Raw genomic sequence first — 17,673 nt, 5'->3', positions numbered from 1 at the left:
CGCCGCGTTCAGGGCACGAAGACCGCCAGCGACCTGGTGAACCGGCCGCGCTCCTCGACCAGCGCCAGGAGCGTGCCGTCCGGGCCGAACACCCCGATCGGTCCCTCACCGGCCCCCAGGGCGGGCAGCCGCCCGCCGTGCCCGACGACGGCCGCCTCCTCGGCGGTCACGTCCCGCCGAGGGAAGGCCGCGGCCACCGCCTCGGCCATCGGCGTGATCACGCAGTCCACGGCGAGCTGCTCGATGGTCCGGGCCGCCGCCAGGTCGTAGGGGCCCACCCGGGTGCGGCGCAGGAACGTCAGGTGCCCTCCGGTGCCCAGCGCGGCGCCCAGGTCGCGGGCCAGGGCCCGGATGTAGGTGCCGCTGGAGCAGGTCACCGAGGCGTCGACGTCGACGACGTCGCCCTCGCGGCGGACGGCGGTGACCTCGAAGGCCGACACGGTGACCGGCCGCCCCCGCAGTTCGACCTCCTCCCCCGCCCGGACCCGCTTGTAGGCCCGCTCGCCGTTCACCTTGATGGCGCTGACCTGCGGCGGGACCTGTGTGATCCGGCCGGTCAGCGCGGCGACGCCCTTGGCGATCCCCTCGTCGGAGACGTGCGCGGCGGACGCGGTGGCGGTGACCTCGCCCTCGGCGTCGTCGGTGTTGGTGGACACCCCGAGCCGGATCGTGGCGTCGTAGCCCTTCTCGGTGAGCGCGAGGTGCCCCAGCAGCCGGGTCGCCTTCTCCACGCCGACCACCAGCACCCCGGTGGCCATCGGGTCCAGCGTGCCGGCGTGTCCCACCCGGCGGGTGCCGGCGATGCCGCGGAGCTTGCCGACGACGTCGTGGGAGGTCCATCCGGCGGGCTTGTCCACCACGATCAGCCCGCTCGGCGGCGGGGTGCGCTTGGCGCGAGCCGTACTCATGTCGGGGTCGTCCTTCTGCGAGAGCCTCTGCGGGAGCTTCGGCGGGGTTCTTCCGGGCGCGGATTCTTCCGGGCGCGGGCGGTCCGGGTCGGGTTCTCCGGTGCGGATTCTCGGCGCGGTCCCTCCGGGCGCGGGGTTCCTCAGGCGGCGCGGCGCAGCAGCGCGCGGAAGGCGGCCATCGTCTGCTCGACGGGCTGGTGGGAGGTGAAACCCGCCGCCTTGGCGTGCCCGCCGCCGCCCAGCGTGGCGCAGACGCGGGAGAGGTCGATCCCGCCCTTGGAGCGGGTGGAGACCTGCCAGGCCCCCCCGTCGTCCTCCTTGAGGATCACCGCCACGTCCGCGTCGTCGGTGCGGCGGACCACGTCGATGATGCCCTCCACCTCGTGGTACGGCAGGCCGTAGGCCGCCCGGTCGTCGCGGGTGACGTACGTCCAGACCAGCCCCAGGCCGTCGCCCGTCTCCGGTTCCAGGACCACCCGCTCCAGGGCGAGGCCGAGCACCCGGAGGTAGCCGAACGGGGAGCGGTCCCACAGTTCCCGGGCGATCTCCTCGGGGTTCAGGCCGGTGGCGATGAGCCGCCCGGCCATGGCGTGCACCTCGGAGGTGGTCGAGGAGTGCCGGAACGACCCGGTGTCGGTGACCAGCCCGGCGTACAGGCAGGTCGCGATGTCGCGGTCGACCGGCAGGCCGAGCCGCCGGATCAGCTCCTCGGCGAGCACCGCGGTGGCCGCGGCGCCGGGGTCGACCAGGTTGAGCGTGCCGAAGCCGAGGTGGGACGGGTGGTGGTCGACCACCACCAGCTCGCGCGCCTTGCCCGCGACGCGGGCCAGCTCGCCCAGCCGGTCGGCGGTGGGCGCGTCGAAGGAGATCATCAGCTCGGGCGCGGCGGGGTAGTCGTCGGGATCGACGAGGAGCTCCTGCCCCGGCAGGAAACGCAGCAGCCGGGGCACCGTGAAGCCGCGTTCCCCGAAGGATGCCACGACCCGCTTGCCCACCGCCCGCAGCGCCAGCCCGACGGCCAGGGTCGAGCCGAGCGCGTCGCCGTCCGGGGAGATGTGGCAGGCCAGCGCGACCTCCTCGGCGGAGGAGATCAGCTCGACGGCCCGGTCCCAGTCACGGCCGGGAACCGGGCCCTCGTCACGCGGCTGCGGCGTCACGTCGCCGAGCGTCCCGCGCGCTCGGACGGCTCGCCCTCGGCCTCCTCGGCCTCCTCGGAGCCGTCCCTGTCCTCGGGCCTGCGGTAGGGGTCGGCCTCACCGGCGTGCCGCGCGGTCTCCGCCCGCTTGGCGATCTCGGCGTCCCTGGCCCTCGCCTCGGCGAACAGGTCGTCGAGGTGCCGGGCGTTGTCGGGGAGGGGGTCGTGGGTGAACAGCAGCGTCGGCGTGTGCCGCAGGCCGGTCTGGCGGCCCACCTCCGAGCGGATGAGCCCCTTGGCGCTCTCCAGCGCCGCCGCCGAGTCGGCCCGCTCGGCCTCGGAGCCGAACACGGTGTAGAACACCGTCGCCTCACTCAGGTCGTTGGTGACCCGCGTGTCGGTCACCGTCACGAAACCGAGCCGAGGGTCCTTGATCCGGCGCTCCAGCATCTCGGCGACGATCTGCTGGATCCGGTCGGCGATCTTACGTGCGCGTCCTGCGTCCATGTTCGCTCTCCCCCCTTCTCACAGTACGGCCGGACGCAAACGGGGGGCGGCCGGCCGTCTGCGGCTAGTCCTCGTTGTCGTTGTAGAGCCGCTGCCTGGCCGACAGCAGCTCGATCTCCGGGTGGAACGCGACCAGGCGCTCGCAGTCGTCCATGACCGCGCCGCAGTTCGCGGCGGTCGCCGAGACGACCGCGATTCCGATCTCCGTACGGCGGTGCAGGTCCAGATGGCCGGTCTCGGCGACGGCCACACCCGGGAACCGTCGCTGCACCTCGGCGATGATGGGTCGCACCACGGAGCGCTTCTGCTTCAGCGAGCGGACGTCGCCGAGCAGGATGTCCAGTGTGAGGGCACCTACATACATGTCGGATCACGCCACGAGTGTCATCGTGCCGCCGGCGGGCGCGGCACCGCCCGCCGGCCGGTGGCCCCCGCCCACGAGGTGGGCGAGGGCCTTCCAGCCGGCGGGCGGCCCGTCACCGGACCGGGACATCAGACGCGCGGCTTCTCCCGCATCTCGAACGTCTCGATGACGTCGTCGATCTTGATGTCGCTGTAGCCGACACCGATACCGCACTCGAAGCCCTCGCGGACCTCGGTCGCGTCGTCCTTGAACCGGCGCAGCGAGGAGACCGTGAGGTTGTCGGAGATGACGACCCCGTTGCGGATGAGCCTCGCCTTGCTGTTGCGGACGATCGTGCCCGAACGGACCAGCGCACCGGCGATGTTGCCGATCTTCGGCACCTTGAAGACCTCGCGGACTTCGGCGGTGCCCATCTGGACCTCTTCGAACTCGGGCTTGAGCATGCCCTTGAGGGCCGCCTCGATCTCCTCGATCGCCTGGTAGATGACCGAGTAGTAGCGGATGTCGACGCCCTCGCGCTCGGCCAGGTCGCGCGCCCGGACCTCCGGACGCACGTTGAAGCCGATGATGACGGCGTTGTCGTCGGCGACGGCCAGGTTGACGTCGTACTCGGTGATGGCGCCGACGGCGCGGTGGAGCACCCGCAGGCGCACCTCGTCACCGACGTCGATCTTGAGCAGGGCGTCCTCGAGGGCCTCGACCGAACCGGAGACGTCACCCTTGATGATGAGCTTGAGCTCGTCGACCTGGCCCTTCTCCATCTCGCTGAAGAGCTCTTCGAGGGTGCGGCGACGGCCGGACCTGGCCATGTCCGCGGTGCGCTTGCGCGCCGCCCGCTGCTGGGCGATCTGACGCGCCATGCGGTCGTCGGTGACGACGATGAAGTTGTCACCGGCGCCCGGCACCGCGGTCAGACCGAGGACCTGGACCGGACGCGACGGGCCGGCCTCGTCGATCGACACGCCGTTGTCGTCCAGCATCGCCCGGACGCGGCCGAAGGCCTCGCCACAGACGATCGAGTCGCCGACGCGGAGCGTGCCGCGCTGCACCAGCACGGTCGCGACCGGGCCGCGGCCCCTGTCGAGGTGCGCCTCGATGGCGACGCCCTGGGCGTCCATCGCGTCGTTGGCCCGCAGGTCCAGCTCGGCGTCCGCGGTGAGCAGGATGGCCTCGAGCAGGTCGTCGATGCCGGTCCCGTTCTTGGCGGAGATGTCGACGAACAGCGTGCTGCCGCCGTACTCCTCGGCCACCAGGCCGTACTCGGTGAGCTGGGCACGGACCTTGTTGGGGTCGGCGCCCTCCTTGTCGACCTTGTTGACCGCGACCACGACCGGAACCTCGGCCGCCTGGGCGTGGTTCAGCGCCTCGATGGTCTGCGGCTTCACACCGTCGTCGGCCGCGACCACCAGGACGGCGATGTCGGTGACCTTGGCACCGCGGGCACGCATGGCGGTGAACGCCTCGTGACCCGGGGTGTCGATGAAGGTGATCTTCCGGTCTTCGCCCTCGTGCTCGGCGGCGATCTGGTAGGCGCCGATGTGCTGGGTGATGCCACCGGCCTCCCGCGCGACCTCGTTGGTGTGCCGGATCGCGTCGAGCAGCTTGGTCTTACCGTGGTCGACGTGACCCATGACGGTCACCACCGGCGGACGCGCGACCAGGTCGCCCTCGTCGCCCTCGTCCTCGCCGAACTCGATGTCGAAGGACTCGAGGAGCTCGCGGTCCTCCTCCTCCGGGCTGACCACGAGCAGGTTGTAGTCCAGCTCGGCGGCCAGGAGCTGCAGCGTCTCCTCGTTGACCGACTGCGTGGCGGTCACCATCTCGCCCAGGTGCAGCATGATCTGCACCAGGGACGCCGGGTTCGCGCCGATCTTGTCGGCGAAGTCCGACAGGGAGGCGCCGCGCGACAGCCGGATCGTCTGGCCGTTGCCGCGCTGAACCTGCACGCCGCCGATCGCCGGGGCCTGCATGTTGTCGAACTCCTGGCGCCGCTGGCGCTTGGACTTGCGACCACGGGTCGGGCGTCCGCCCGGACGGCCGAAGGCGCCCGCCGTGCCGCCACCGCGGCCACGGCCACCGCCGCCACCGGGACGACCGGCGAAGCCACCGCCACCGCCGCCACCGGGACCACCGGTGCCGACGCCGGGACGGCCACCGCCGCCACCGGGACGGCCGGCGAACCCGCCGCCACCCGGACGGCCACCGCCGCCACCGGGACGACCGGCGCCACCACCGGGACGGCCACCGCCGCCACCGGGACGGCCGGCGCCACCGCCGGGACCGGCGGGACGGCCCTGCGGCATCATCATCGGGCTGGGACGCGGACCGCCGGGACGCGGGCCGGCGACACCGGCGCCGCCACCCGGGCGCGGACCACCCGCGCCGGGACCCGGACGCGGTCCGGCCGCGCCGGCCGGGCCGGGGCGGGGACCCGGACGAGGTCCGGCGCCTTCGCGCTGTCCCTGCTCGCGGGGACCGCCGTCGCGCGGGCCGGGACGCGGGCCACGGTCGCCCGGGCCTCCGTCACGACCGCCGGGACGCGGCGGACGGGCCTGGCCCATGCCGCTGGCGTTCGAGGAGAACGGGTTGTTGCCGGGACGCGGGCCGCGCGGGCCCGGACGCGGGCCGGGCTTGGGACCGCCGGCGCCGGCGCCGGAACGCGGAGCCGAGGGGGCGCCGCCGGGACCGCCCGCGGGGCGGCCCTCCGGACGCGCCGCCTCGGGACGCGAACCCTGGGCGGGACGCGGACCCGGACGCGGACCCGGCCTGGGGCCGGGAGCCGGGCGCCCGGCCTCGGACCGGGGCGCCTCGGACCGGGGCGCCTCGGACCGGGGCGCCTCGAAGCGCGGCGGCTGGACCGGCGAGGGCGGCTGCTGCTGCTGGGGCTGGGAGACCTGCGGGGCCTGCTGAGCCTGCGGCGCGGGGGCCGCGGGACGGGCCACGGGGCCGGGCCGCGGGCCCGGCTTGGGAACAGGTCCCGGCCTGGGAACTGAGGATCGCGGCGCCGCGGGGGCGCCGGTTCCGGCCTGGCCTTCGGCCGGCCGGGGTGCCGCCTGCGGCGGCCTGGACGGCCTGTTGCCGCCCCTGTCGGACGACCCCTTGGCGGGGCCGCCCAAAGCTTCGGTGAGCCGACGGACCACCGGCGCCTCGATGGTCGAGGACGCCGAACGCACGAACTCGCCCATCTCCTGGAGCTTGGCCATGACGACCTTGCTCTCGACGCCGAACTCCTTGGCGAGCTCGTATACCCGGACCTTCGCCACTGCACTCCCTTACTCGGCCCGGGAGGCACAGCCGCCGGACCGTCGTTACGTAGACGTACTCATCGCCGCATGCTCATCAGGCGCTCATAGCTATCTGACCAGCCCATCAACTCGGCGTCCTACATGACAGTTGGCAACCATTTCACCCGATCCTTTCGGAGTGGAGCTCTTCCAGGTGAGCCCGTACCGGCGACGGGTCAAGCGGTCCCGCGACGCGAAACGCCCGCGGAAACGCCCGCCGCCGCTCGGCGAGCTCCAGGCAGCTCAGGGAGGGGTGCAGTGAAGCACCACGCCCGTGGAGCCGTCTTCGCAGGTCGGGGACGATGACGCCCTCGACCGCCACCAGGCGGAGCAGCTCGGAGGAAACCGTGCGAACCCGGCACCCCACACACGTTCGCAGTGGGGTGGCCTGGTCACCATATTCCAGCTTACCGCGTGGGCGCATCTGCGGAACCGGCCGCCTCCCCCGTCTGGGTGTCTGACCGGATGTCGATGCGCCACCCGGTGAGGCGATTGGCCAGCCGGGCGTTCTGCCCCTCCTTGCCGATCGCCAGGGAGAGCTGGTAGTCCGGCACGGTCACGCGGGCGGCACGCCCCTCGGTGTCGATCACCTCGACATGCGAAACACGCGAGGGCGACAGGGCATTCCCGACGAACTCCGCCGGGTCCTCCGACCAGTCGATGATGTCGATCTTCTCGCCGTGGAGTTCGGCCATCACGTTGCGCACCCGCGAGCCCATCGGGCCGATGCAGGCGCCCTTGGCGTTGACGCCGGGCCGCCGGGAACGGACCGCGATCTTCGTACGGTGGCCCGCCTCGCGGGCGATGGCCGCGATCTCGACGGTGCCGTCGGCGATCTCCGGCACCTCCAGGGCGAACAGCTTCTTCACCAGGCCGGGGTGGGTGCGCGACAGGGTCACCGACGGCCCCTTGGGACCCTTCTTGACCTGCACGACGTAGCAGCGGATCCGCTCGCCGTGGACGTACTCCTCACCGGGCACCTGCTCGTTGTGCGGCAGCACGGCCTCGATCTTGCCGAGGTCCACCAGGACGACCCGCGGGTCCTTGCCCTGCTGGATGATCCCGGCCACCAGCTCGCCCTCGCGGCTGGCGAACTCGCCGAAGTTGATCTCGTCCTCGGCGTCCCGGAGCTGCTGCAGGATGACCTGCTTGGCGGTGGTCGCGGCGATGCGGCTGAAGTTGCCCGGGGTGTCGTCGTACTCCCGGACCACCTGGCCGCCGTCGTCCAGCTCCGCGGCGTAAATGGTCACGTGCCCGGTCTTGCGGTCGAGCTCGGCGCGGGCCTTGGCCGCCGCCCCCTCGCTCCGGAAGTACGCGATCAGCAGCGCGTCCTCGATGGCCTTGACGACCAGGTCGAAGGAGATGTCCTTCTCGCGTTCCAGGCTGCGCAGGACGCTCATGTCGATGTCCACGAGGCTCCCCCTTAGCCCTCGTCGCCGTCTTCGCCGTCGTCATCGGCGTCGTCGAACCGGCGGAACTCCACCTGCACCCGTCCTCGGGCCAGGTCCTCGTACTCGACGCGGCGCGGCGTGCCCGCCACGTCGAACTCCACACCGGTCTCGTCGGTGGCGACGATCCGGCCCTCCACGCTCGTGCCGTCCCGCAGGTCGGCCTTGACCAGCCGGCGCACCGCCCGGCGCCAGTGGCGCGGCTCGGTGAGCGGGCGGTCGACCCCGGGGGAGGAGACCTCCAGCACGTAGGGGGAGCTTCCCATCACGTCTCCGGCGTCCAGCGCCTCGGAGACGGCCTGGCTGACCTCGGCGACGTCGTCCAGGCTGACGCCGCCGTCGCGGTCGACGATGACACGCAGCAGGCGCCGCTTGCCCGCCGGAGTGACCGTGACGTCCTCCAGGTCGAGCCCGGAGGCGAGGGCGACGGGTTCCAGGAGCTTCATCAGGCGGTCGCGGGATATGGCGCTGCCCATGCCGACCTCCCATTTTCACGATCTACAGCCGGGCGGACCTCGCCCTTGCGGTTCACAAGCCTATCCACATCAGGGCGCGGAAGAAGCGCCACTCGGCGCGGCGAGCCCGTCCGAGAAGCGCGGTGAATGGTTTCCCAGCCCTTACGATGCTAGATGCGTCAGCAGCCCACCCGTAACCGGAGGTCGTCCGTGCGTTTCCTGTCCCGGCGTGACCTGCTGCGGGACACCGCCGTCGGGGCCGCCGCCGCGACGGTCGCCGCGACGGTCGGCGGGTGCGCCGCCGAGGAGCCCGAGCACCAGCGCGCCGAGCCGCCGGACCCGGATACCGTGCTGCTCAGGCAGCTCATCGCCGACAAGGAGCGGATCATCGGGCTGTACGCCTCCGCCCCCTCGGCCAAGCTTCTGCCCTTCAAACGGCGGCACGAGGCCCACCTCGCCGAGCTGCGCCGGAGGCTTCCTCCGGCCGCCCGGGGCGCCGGGGCCTCCGCGACGCCGGGGCCCTCCGGGGGCGCCGCCGCGCCTTCCGCGCCGTCCGCCTCCGGGACGCCCGCGCCAGAGCCCCGCGCCTCCCTGCGGAGCCTGCGGGCCGCCGAGCGGAAGGCCGCCGACTCGCGCCCCCGGCAGGCCGAGGGCGCCTCACCCGCGCTGGCCCAGCTGGTCGCCTCCATCGGCGCCTGCGAGGCCGCCCACGCCGTGGCCCTGGCGAGGCCGCTGTGAGGGCCCCGGACACCGCGCGGAACGCGAGGCCGGCGGGGGCCGCGGGAGCGGTCGCGCCGGCCACCCCCGCCCCCGGAGCCGGCGGGGGCTCGACACGGCGCTGGCGGCCGAGCACGCGGCCGTCTACGCCTACGGGGTCCTCGCCGCGCGGGCCGAGGGAGCGCTGCGCTCCACCATGACCGCCGCCTTCACCGCCCACCGCGCCCGTCGCGACCGGCTCCGCGCCATGATCATCGAGCGTGGCGGCACCCCGGCCGAGCCCGACGCGAGCTACCGGCTGCCCGCCGTACCCTCCACCCCCGACCAGGTGGTGGAGCTGGCCGTGTCGGTGGAGCGGGGGGTGACCGCCGCCTACCTCGAGGCCGTCGCGTCCGGCGACCCGGCCGTCCGGCGGATGGCCGCGCTGGCCATGCAGGAGTGCGTCGTGCGGGCGTACGGCCTGCGCCCGGAGATCGAGACATTCCCCGGCATGCCCGCCCCCGCGTCCCCCTCCCCCGCTCCCACCCCGGCGCCGTCCCCGCCGTCCTGAACGCGGGCGCCGCGCGACCCGGGACCGCCGCGGGCCATGGGCCGTTCGGTCGCGGCGCCCCGCGCGGGCCGTTCGACGCGGTTCCGGATCACGCGGGCCGTTTGCCTCCGGCCGACCGGGTAGCTGAAGGGGGCAGACGGTCAAGGAGGAAGCAATGGGCTGGGAATACCGGAAGTCACTGAAGTTCGGTCCGTTCCGTCTCAACCTGTCGCGCCGCGGCGTCGGGCACAGCTGGGGCAACCGGGCCTTCCGCGTCACGAAGGCCGCCGACGGCAGGCGGACGCTGAGCGTGAACCTGCCCGGCGGGTTCCACTGGCGCAAGACCCTCAGCGGTTCTCGCTGAGCCGCCTCCGTCCGGGGGCGCGGCGTCTCCCGCACCCCCCGGACGGGCGCGCGACGCCTCCCGCGCCCCCCGGACAGGCGCGCGGCGTCTCCCCCGCGTCCGGAGCGGCACGGGCGTTTCCCGCCCCGGTCCGGGGGCACAGTCGCCACGTGACGGATAAAACGGACATAGGGGATGACCGTGTCACGGTGACCCCGTGCGAGGACGGGCCGCTGCTACTGCGGGGCCCGTTCGTCCTCACCACCCAGGACGGCGCCGTCATCGACCCCGGCCGGTCCACGGTGGCGCTGTGCCGCTGCGGGCGATCGGCGGCCAAGCCCTTCTGCGACGGCTCGCACCGGCCCGCCCGCTTCCGCGCCCCGAGCGAGCCCGAGCCGCCCGCCTGACGGCGTCCCCGGTCCCGGGGCTCCGGTCCCGCGGCGCGCTCCCGGCCCGAAGCCTCCCGCCGGGTGGCGCCCTCCCGGTCCGGAGGTCTCCGCCGGGCCTCGCTCCCCCGCTCCGGGCGCCTCGGCCCGGACGTCTCCGGCCACGCCGGTCCCGCCGGTCCGGCGGTTCCGGTGCGCCCTGATCCACCGGATCGAATGCGCCGCCGTCCGCATCCGGCGGCCCGCGTACGGCACGCCGCCGAGGAACAACCGCGCCGCCAGCGCCAGCCAGGCGCAGGCCGCCCGCTCCAGAAGCCACACCGGCGCGAACAGCGCGGCGGAGAAGGGGAAGACCCGCCGCCCGCCGGCCCGGCGGCGACCGGTCTCGGCGATCCCGACCGCCGATCCGGCGCAGGCCAGGACCATCCCGTACCGGCGGCGCGACACCGCGGCGGCCAGCGCGGGCAGCACGGACAGGAACACCGCCAGCCGGGCGGGCTGCGCGAGGTCGTCATAGGCCTGCCGGACGCGCTGCGACCAGAACCGGGCCGGGTCCGGCGGCAGGCGGCGGACGTACAGGCCGAGCGGGTGGCACTCCCGCCCGCCGTGGGCGCGGACCGTGCGGATGAGCTCCAGGTTCTCGAACAGCACGTCGCCGTCGTAGCCGCCCATCTCGTGGAAGACCGACCGGCGCACGCCGAAGGTGCCCGGGTAGTCGGCGCCGAAGGCGCGGTTGAGGAGGGTCCTGGCGGTGTCCCAGCGGGCGTGCCAGGGCAGCGGGTCGAAGTGGTTCTGCGGCCTGACCAGGTCGGCCCGCCTGAGCAGGGCGCCGATCGCGGCCAGTTCCGCCGCGCCGTAGCGCACGTCGTCGTCGGCGATGACCACGCGCTCGGCGCGGGCCCGGCGCATCCCGGTGACCACCCCGTTGACCTTGCCGTTGACGAAGGCGAGGTCGTCGTCGGGCCGGAGGTGCTCGGCGATCCCGGCCCAGGCGGCGGCGTGCCGCTCGAAGACCGGGGACGGGGAGCCGTCGACGACGATGACCCGCGCGTGGCGGGCGAGCCGGCGCAGGTAGCCCGTCAGCTCCGCCAGGCCCGCCTCGTCGCCGTCGTCCCAGCGCAGCGGCAGGACGTAGTCGAGGCCGGGGCCTCCCGCCCGGCCGTCGTCCGTCATCGGCCGCTCACCGCCAGACCGGTTCCGCGCGGCCCGTTCCCGTCCCGCCCGGTTCCGCGCGGCCCGTTCCCGTCCGGCGCGGTCCCGCGCGACCCGGCCTCGCGCAGCGAGGTGACCCCGCGCTCCCAGCTCCCCAGGAGGTGCTCGGCGAAGAGCCGGTCCAGGGTGAGGGCGCACGCCGCGCCGTACAGGACGTCGGCGGCCAGGTCGGGGTGGTCGGCGGCGAACGCGCCGCACATGTCGTGCGCGGCGATCTGCTCGTGGACCGCGTCGGCCTGCACGTGCTCGTCGTAGAAGCGGCAGGCCGCGTCGTCGCCGCCGAGGCGGCGCAGTCCCCGGGCGTACCTGCGGTTGGGGACCGAGGAGGTCATCTCGAAGGCCGCGAGGTGGCCCAGCAGCGCGCCCCGGTGCCGCCGGTGCAGTCCGAACAGCGAGATGACGTTGCCGGTCGCCAGCGTGACCGCCGGGACCCGGCCGAGGTGGGCGCCGTAGGAGTCGTCCAGGCCGAGACCGCGCATCGTGGCCCGGAACAGCTCCGAGTGCATGCGTCCGGGCCGGCCGCCGCCGTACTCGTCGGCCTGGATCTCCACGAGGGCGGCCTTGGCCGGGCCGCGCAGCCGTGGGATCGCCCAGGTGTGCGGGTCGGCCTCCTTGAGGTGGTAGACGGAGCGGTGGACGACGAACTCGCGGAACCGCTCCAGGTCGGCCCGCCGTTCCAGGAACACCGCCAGTGACGGGCCGCCGTCGGCGGCGGCGACCAGCTCGGCGAGCGCCCGGCGCATGCGCGCGGGCGTCCCCGGCGGTGCGGCGGGCGGCCGGGGCACGGCCTCCGCGAGGCCCGCCTCGAACCGCCGTTCCAGCGTCCACCTGACCGCCAGCAGCGACGGCTCCCACTCCCAGTCCTCGTCGACCTCGCCGAACCCCTGGTAGTGCAGCTCGTAGCAGGTGAAGAGGGCGAGCTGGAGGTCCTCGTCCCCGATGGGCGGTCCCCCCGCGGGTTCCGGCGCCGGACCGAGGTCGTGCGGTGGGCGGACCAGCCGGTCGAAGAGGAAGTCGGTGAGAGGCCCCCGAGGGGCGGGTAGCTGCATTTCACGGAACTCCAGGACGGTACGGCGGTGCGGGGCTCGGGGACGTTCCGGGAGGCGTCGCGGGGACGTCTCGGGGATGATTCCGGGGATACGGCGGGTCCGGTTCAGCGCCGGTAGACCGACACGTGCCCCCGGCTGTCGCCGGTGAACGGGGCGGCCTGCCAGTCGGACCAGCGGTGTTCGAGCCGCATGCCCGCCAGGCGTGCCATGAGGTCGAGCTCGGCGGGCCAGGCGTAGCGGTGGTTGGCGGGCAGCAGCCGCACCCCGCCGGAGGTCAGGACGATCTTGGTGGTGTACATCATCTGGTCGGCGGGTGACAGCCGGGCCGCCTCGGCGACCACCTCGTCCTCGCGCAGCGACACCAGCCGCAGCGCCGTGCCGTGGCGGAACGCCCCCACGTCGGGCACCCACGCCTCGACCACGAACCGGCCGCCGGGCACGAGGTGGGCGGCGGCGTTGCGGAAGCAGTCGACCTGGGCGTCCTGCGAGGGCAGCGCGTAGATCGTGTTGCAGGCGAGGACGACGAGGCCGAACTCGCCGTCCACCCGGGTGGTGGAGAAGTCGCCCAGCGTCACCGGAACGCGGTCGCCGCCGGGCTTGGCGCGCAGTACCGCCGTCATCTCGGCCGAGCCGTCGATGCCCGCGACGGTGAGCCCCCTGGCGGCCAGCGGGAGGGCCAGCCGGCCGGTGCCGACGCCGAACTCCAGGACGGCCCGGCCCTCGGCCAGCTCCTGCAGCCGGTCCACCGCGGGCTCGGTGGGCAGGTGCGTCACGACCTCGTCGTAGACGTCGGCGGCGGCGCGGCCGTAGGCGGAAGGGTCGAACTCCTGCACCATGCGTCCCCCACCCCCCGAAAAGCACAAAAAGTACTTTCCCTTCCATAAGCCCACAAAAACCCCCGCGCCCGGTCCGGGGGACGGACCGGGCGCGGGGGCTTCGGGTGCGCGGGGCCTCGGCGCGGAGACCCCAGGTGCGCGGGCCCCGGGGGCGGAGACCTCAGGTGCGCGGGGTTCCGCGCGCCGGGGCCGCGGGTGCGCGGGACCTCAGGCGCGGCAGGCGGCCTCGACGCGGTCGGCGGCCTCGGCGACGGGGATCTCCTCCTTCGCGCCGGTGGCGCGGTCGCGCAGCTCGACGACACCCTGGGCCAGGCCGCGTCCGACGATCAGGATCGTCGGCATGCCGAGCAGCTCGGCGTCCTTGAACTTCACGCCCGGGGAGACGCCCGCGCGGTCGTCCAGCAGGACGCGCAGGCCGCGCGCCTCCAGCTCCCCGGCGATCCGGCCGGCGACCTCGATCTGGTCGTCCTTGCCGGTGCCGACGATGTGGACGTCGGCCGGGGCGACCTCGCGGGGCCAGCGCAGACCCAGCTCGTCGTGCCGCTGCTCGGTCAGCACGGCCACGGCGCGGGAGACGCCGACGCCGTAGGAGCCCATGGTGATGCGGATCGGCTTGCCGTCGGGGCCGAGGGCGTCGAGCTTGGCCGCGTCGGCGTACTTGCGGCCGAGCTGGAAGATGTGGCCGATCTCGATGCCGCGGTCGATGGACAGGCCGGAGCCGCAGACCGGGCAGGCGTCACCCGCCCTGACCTCGGCGGCCTCGATCGTGCCGTCGGCGACGAAGTCGCGCCCGGCGACGACGTTCACCGCGTGCCGGCCCGGCTCGTTGGCGCCGGTCACCCACGCGCTGCCGTCCACCACGCGGGGGTCGACGAGGTAGCGGATGCCGAGGTCCCTGAGCACCTGGGGGCCGATGTAGCCGCGGACCAGGCCGGGGTGCTTGACGAAGTCCTCGGCCTCGAAGATGACGGGCTCGCCGGGGGCGAGCGCCGCCTCCAGGCGCTTGAAGTCGACCTCGCGGTCGCCGGGCACGCCGATCACCAGGGTCTCGATCTTGTCGGAGCCGGGCGTCGTGACCTTGACCACGACGTTCTTGAGCGTCCGGTCCGCGGTGAGGTCCAGGCCGTGGTGGGTGTTGAGGTGCGTGACCAGCGTCTCGATGGTCGGCGTGCCGGGGGTGTCGAGGACCTCCATGGCGGGCTGCTCGCCGGTGACCGCGGCCGGGGCCGGGGTGGTGACCGCCTCGGCGTTGGCCGCGTAGCCGCAGTTGTGGCAGGCCACGAAGGTGTCCTCGCCGGTCTCGGCGGGGGCGAGGAACTCCTCGGAGGCCGAGCCGCCCATCGCGCCGGAGGTGGCGAAGCAGATGCGGTAGTCGATGCCGAGCCGGTCGAAGATGCGGATGTAGGCCTCGCGGTGCCGCTCGTAGGAGCGCTTGAGGCCGTCGTCGTCGAGGTCGAAGGAGTAGGAGTCCTTCATGACGAACTCGCGACCGCGCAGGATCCCGGCCCGGGGGCGGGCCTCGTCGCGGTACTTCGTCTGGATCTGGTACAGCGTCACCGGGTAGTCCTTGTAGGAGGAGTACTCCCCCTTGACCATGTCGGTGAACATCTCCTCGTGGGTGGGCCCGAGGAGGTAGTCGGCGCCCTTGCGGTCCTTGAGACGGAAGAGCGTGTCGCCGTACTCGGTCCAGCGGCCGGTGTTCTCGTAGTACTCGCGCGGCAGCAGGGCGGGGAAGAGCACCTCCTGGCCGCCCATGCGGTCCATCTCCTCGCGCACGACGCGCGCGACGTTCTCCAGGACCATCTTGCCGAGCGGCAGCCAGGAGTAGATGCCGGGCGCGACGCGGCGGACGTATCCGGCGCGGACGAGCAGCTTGTGGCTCGGGACCTCCGCGTCTGCCGGGTCGTCCCTCAGAGTTCGAAGAAACAGCGACGACATGCGCAGCAGCACGGCTACTCCTACCTAGCAGGGATTGAATGGCTACAGGCTATCGAGTCGCGCAACCGGGTTGCCGGTCATCCGGCGTTCCCCGCCGCCCCGCCGCCCTGACGCCCCGGCGGCCCACGGTCCACACGGCCGTCCCACGGCTCGGGGGAACACCGCCCGGAGGAACACCGCTCAGAGGAACACCGCTCGGGGAAACACCGCTCAGAGGAACGCGGTGCAGGCGGCCACGACGGCGAGCGCCACCGCCGCCGAGCGGGCGCGGCCCCACCCGGGGCGCGTCGTGACGAGCAGGCCCAGCACCAGCGCCCCGACGACCAGGGTCTTCCACGGCCAGAAGCCCGGGACGTACTCCGGCCCGCCGGGCAGCGCCTTGTCCAGGCCGTCGATCGCGACGAGCCCGGCCAGCACGCCGCCCGCCAGGTCGCCCCACAGTGTGCCGCGCCGGGCGAGGTGGGCCAGGACGCCGATCACGACCAGGGTCGCCACCGTGACGTTCATGGCGGCGGCGCTGCCCGCGCCCAGGACCATGGTCCCGGGGTCGAAGAGCGTGGCGGCCAGCAGTGACAGCAGCGGGCCGAAGGTGGCCAGCGCGCAGCTCAGCGCCGCCCAGCCGAGTCCGGCGGCGGTGTATCCCGCCACGACGACGAGCAGCACGTAGGCGTAGGGCTCGTAGAGTGAGCCCAGCGGGTTGTGCGCGTGCGACAGCACCGCGCCCAGGCTGCCGAGCAGCATCCCCACGACGAGCGACAGCACCATGTGCAGCACGATGCCGCGCTGCCGGCGGTCCAGTTCCGCGCAGTCGTAATCGAAGCTTCGTTCAAGCGGTGCCACAGATCCCCCGATCATCACCTGCTCGTGGCCTCGGAAAGCATATGTGACCTGCAAGAATGCACAAAATTCCACCAAGCGCCGTTAAACCGGGACAGCTCCCAGCGGTGCCACTCCACGCGGACTCCGCCGGGACGGTTTCGGCCTCCCCGGCGGGCCGCTCTGGCGGCGACGGCTCCGGTGGTACAGAGTCGGAGGTGAGAGCCGTCGATACGGTCGTCGCCGTCGCGGGGCCGCCGCCCCGGACGCCCCGGGCCGCCCCGGGCCTTCCGGTCCGCCGGGGCGGGACCCGCGACCGCGACGTCCGACGCCGAGGAGGCCGCGTGTCACTGCGAGTGGCGATTGTCGGGTCGGGCCCCGCCGGGATCTACACCGCCGAGGCGCTGACGAAACAGGCGGGCGCCGGGGTCGAGGTGGACGTCCTGGAACGGCTGCCCACGCCGTACGGGCTGGTCCGGTACGGCGTGGCCCCCGACCACACCTCCATCAAGTCGATCGCCGGATACCTGCGCCGGGTGCTGGAGCTGCCCAACGTCCGGTTCCTGGGCGGCGTGGAGTTCGGCCGGGACGTGGGCGCCGCCGACCTGCTCGGCTGCTACGACGCCGTGGTCTACTGCACCGGCGCGATGGTGGACCGGCGGATGGGGATCCCCGGCGAGGATCTGCCGGGCAGCGTGGCGGCCACCGACTTCGTGAACTGGTACTGCGGCCACCCCGACATGCCGGCCGACCGGTTCGTCCTCGACTGCCCCGAGGTCGCGGTGGTCGGCGTGGGCAACGTGGCGGTGGACGTGGTGCGGATCCTGGCCAAGACCGCCGAGGAGCTGCGCGCCACCGACGTTCCGGAGGAGGTGCTGGCCCGTCTGGCCGGCAGCCGGGTCAGGACCGTCCACATGATCGGCCGCCGCGGGCCGGAGCACGCCAAGTTCACCCTCAAGGAGCTGCGGGAGCTGGGCGAGCTGGCCAACGCCGACGTGTGCGTGCGGCGGGAGGAGGCGGTGGCCGACGTCACGGGCCTGCCGCGGCAGGTGCGGGGCAACGTCGAGGTGCTGCGGGGCTGGGCCGCCCGCGACCCGGCGGGCCGTCCCCGGCGGCTGGAGGTGCGGTTCTGGATGCGCCCGGTGGAGATCCTCGGGGAGGACCGGGTGACGGGCCTGCGGCTGGAGCGCACCCGCCTGGAAGGGGGCCGGGTCGTGGGCACCGGCGAGTTCGAGACCCTCCCGGTGGGCATGGTGCTGCGCTCGGTCGGCTACCGCAGCGTCCCGCTGCCCGGCGTGCCGTTCTCCGAGGAGACCATGACCGTGCCGAACGAGGCCGGGCGGGTCCGCGACCGCGAGTACGTCGCGGGATGGCTCAAGCGCGGTCCCACCGGGGTGATCGGCACCAACAAGTCCGACGCCGCCGAGACGGTCCGCACCCTCCTCGCCGACCTCACCGGCCTCGCCCGCGACCCGGTACGGCGCGGCGACATCGACGCCCTGCTGGCCTCCCGGGGCGTCTCCCCGATCACCTACCGGGAGTGGCTGGCCATCGAGGCGGCCGAGGCCGATCTGGCGCGGAGCCTGGGACGCGGCGAGCGCGTCAAGCTCCTGGGCCTGGCCGCCATGCACGCCGCCTCGGGCCGCTGAGCCGTACGGCGGGCGTGTCCACCCGGAGGGCGTCCGGCGCGTCCACTTCAGGAACGGCCGAAAGCCCTCCGAACGCCCATCACGCACCACAAGGAGC

At 73.7% G+C, this 17,673-nt stretch carries 17 protein-coding genes; 5 read left to right on the top strand and 12 right to left on the bottom strand.

Annotation, left to right across the window (positions count from 1 at the left end; translation table 11 throughout):
• Positions 1-8: 8 nt before the first annotated feature.
• From truB to rimP, 8 genes are all read right to left on the bottom strand, one after another.
• Complete coding sequence (gene truB / locus ACQP10_RS09555) at positions 9-908, bottom strand: tRNA pseudouridine(55) synthase TruB (protein WP_346020718.1); 900 nt, start codon at positions 906-908, stop codon at positions 9-11.
• Positions 909-1,048: 140 nt separating this feature from the next.
• Positions 1,049-2,065, bottom strand: coding sequence for a DHH family phosphoesterase (locus ACQP10_RS09550; protein ID WP_346020719.1), 1,017 nt, complete (start codon positions 2,063-2,065; stop codon positions 1,049-1,051).
• Positions 2,062-2,550, bottom strand: a complete 489-nt coding sequence (gene rbfA / locus ACQP10_RS09545) for a 30S ribosome-binding factor RbfA (RefSeq protein ID WP_346020720.1) — start codon at positions 2,548-2,550, stop codon at positions 2,062-2,064. The genes ACQP10_RS09550 and rbfA overlap by 4 nt, the downstream gene beginning before the upstream one ends.
• A 64-nt stretch (positions 2,551-2,614) precedes the next feature.
• A complete protein-coding gene (locus ACQP10_RS09540; protein WP_179818894.1) occupies positions 2,615-2,914 on the bottom strand; it encodes a DUF503 domain-containing protein in 300 nt (99 codons plus the stop codon).
• Between the two features lie 128 nt (positions 2,915-3,042).
• Positions 3,043-6,177 carry a translation initiation factor IF-2 gene (gene infB / locus ACQP10_RS09535; RefSeq protein WP_346020721.1) on the bottom strand — a complete coding sequence of 1,045 codons (3,135 nt, stop codon included), beginning with the start codon at positions 6,175-6,177 and terminating at the stop codon, positions 3,043-3,045.
• Between the two features lie 142 nt (positions 6,178-6,319).
• Positions 6,320-6,622 carry a YlxR family protein gene (locus ACQP10_RS09530; RefSeq protein ID WP_346020722.1) on the bottom strand — a complete coding sequence of 101 codons (303 nt, stop codon included), beginning with the start codon at positions 6,620-6,622 and terminating at the stop codon, positions 6,320-6,322.
• Positions 6,606-7,610: a transcription termination factor NusA gene (gene nusA, locus ACQP10_RS09525; RefSeq protein WP_179818898.1), complete on the bottom strand. Its 1,005-nt coding sequence runs from the start codon at positions 7,608-7,610 to the stop codon at positions 6,606-6,608. Before nusA ends, ACQP10_RS09530 begins: the two co-directional genes overlap by 17 nt.
• A gap of 11 nt (positions 7,611-7,621) precedes the next feature.
• On the bottom strand, positions 7,622-8,122 hold the full coding sequence (rimP, locus tag ACQP10_RS09520; protein ID WP_346020723.1) for a ribosome maturation factor RimP: 501 nt from the start codon (positions 8,120-8,122) through the stop codon (positions 7,622-7,624).
• A 189-nt stretch (positions 8,123-8,311) separates the two neighbouring features.
• Here rimP and ACQP10_RS09515 point away from each other — a divergent pair, with 189 nt between their 5' ends.
• From ACQP10_RS09515 to ACQP10_RS09500, 4 genes are all read left to right on the top strand, one after another.
• On the top strand, positions 8,312-8,839 hold the full coding sequence (locus ACQP10_RS09515) for a hypothetical protein (protein ID WP_346020724.1): 528 nt from the start codon (positions 8,312-8,314) through the stop codon (positions 8,837-8,839).
• A 100-nt stretch (positions 8,840-8,939) separates the two neighbouring features.
• Complete coding sequence (locus tag ACQP10_RS09510) at positions 8,940-9,368, top strand: ferritin-like domain-containing protein (protein ID WP_433541889.1); 429 nt, start codon at positions 8,940-8,942, stop codon at positions 9,366-9,368.
• A 154-nt stretch (positions 9,369-9,522) separates the two neighbouring features.
• On the top strand, positions 9,523-9,711 hold the full coding sequence (locus tag ACQP10_RS09505) for a DUF4236 domain-containing protein (RefSeq protein ID WP_346020726.1): 189 nt from the start codon (positions 9,523-9,525) through the stop codon (positions 9,709-9,711).
• A gap of 149 nt (positions 9,712-9,860) precedes the next feature.
• Positions 9,861-10,097, top strand: a complete 237-nt coding sequence (locus ACQP10_RS09500; RefSeq protein ID WP_390002565.1) for a CDGSH iron-sulfur domain-containing protein — start codon at positions 9,861-9,863, stop codon at positions 10,095-10,097.
• Positions 10,098-11,245: 1,148 nt separating this feature from the next.
• On the opposite strand, the gene ACQP10_RS09495 is transcribed toward ACQP10_RS09500, so the two are convergent.
• From ACQP10_RS09495 to ACQP10_RS09480, 4 genes are all read right to left on the bottom strand, one after another.
• Positions 11,246-12,337, bottom strand: coding sequence for an iron-containing redox enzyme family protein (locus ACQP10_RS09495; protein ID WP_346020727.1), 1,092 nt, complete (start codon positions 12,335-12,337; stop codon positions 11,246-11,248).
• Positions 12,338-12,441: 104 nt separating this feature from the next.
• The gene (locus tag ACQP10_RS09490; protein WP_346020728.1) at positions 12,442-13,173 is read right to left on the bottom strand and encodes a class I SAM-dependent DNA methyltransferase; all 732 of its coding nucleotides are present in this window, start codon (positions 13,171-13,173) and stop codon (positions 12,442-12,444) included.
• A 207-nt stretch (positions 13,174-13,380) separates the two neighbouring features.
• Positions 13,381-15,123, bottom strand: coding sequence for a proline--tRNA ligase (locus ACQP10_RS09485; protein ID WP_346020729.1), 1,743 nt, complete (start codon positions 15,121-15,123; stop codon positions 13,381-13,383).
• 198 nt (positions 15,124-15,321) lie between these two features.
• A complete protein-coding gene (locus tag ACQP10_RS09480; RefSeq protein WP_346020730.1) occupies positions 15,322-15,951 on the bottom strand; it encodes a hypothetical protein in 630 nt (209 codons plus the stop codon).
• Between the two features lie 320 nt (positions 15,952-16,271).
• On the opposite strand from ACQP10_RS09480, the gene ACQP10_RS09475 reads away from it, so the two are divergent.
• Complete coding sequence (locus ACQP10_RS09475; RefSeq protein WP_399499755.1) at positions 16,272-17,576, top strand: FAD-dependent oxidoreductase; 1,305 nt, start codon at positions 16,272-16,274, stop codon at positions 17,574-17,576.
• Positions 17,577-17,673 lie beyond the last annotated feature (97 nt).

This window comes from Streptosporangium sandarakinum, assembly GCF_050942225.1.
GTDB classification, from domain to species: domain Bacteria; phylum Actinomycetota; class Actinomycetes; order Streptosporangiales; family Streptosporangiaceae; genus Streptosporangium; species Streptosporangium nondiastaticum.
Note: the sequence above shows the minus strand (reverse complement) of the source record. Positions and strands in the feature narration are given on the sequence as shown.

Bases quoted from the DNA above. Each gene is read 5' to 3' on its own strand.
- rimP (WP_346020723.1), bottom strand. From the start codon at position 8,122: ATGGGCAGCGCCATATCCCGCGACCGCCTGATGAAGCTCCTGGAACCC.
- ACQP10_RS09530 (WP_346020722.1), bottom strand. From the start codon at position 6,622: ATGCGCCCACGCGGTAAGCTGGAATATGGTGACCAGGCCACCCCACTG.
- ACQP10_RS09540 (WP_179818894.1), bottom strand. From the start codon at position 2,914: ATGTATGTAGGTGCCCTCACACTGGACATCCTGCTCGGCGACGTCCGC.
- ACQP10_RS09505 (WP_346020726.1), top strand. From the start codon at position 9,523: ATGGGCTGGGAATACCGGAAGTCACTGAAGTTCGGTCCGTTCCGTCTC.
- ACQP10_RS09490 (WP_346020728.1), bottom strand. From the start codon at position 13,173: ATGGTGCAGGAGTTCGACCCTTCCGCCTACGGCCGCGCCGCCGCCGAC.
- truB (WP_346020718.1), bottom strand. From the start codon at position 908: ATGAGTACGGCTCGCGCCAAGCGCACCCCGCCGCCGAGCGGGCTGATC.
- ACQP10_RS09495 (WP_346020727.1), bottom strand. From the start codon at position 12,337: ATGCAGCTACCCGCCCCTCGGGGGCCTCTCACCGACTTCCTCTTCGAC.
- rbfA (WP_346020720.1), bottom strand. From the start codon at position 2,550: ATGGACGCAGGACGCGCACGTAAGATCGCCGACCGGATCCAGCAGATC.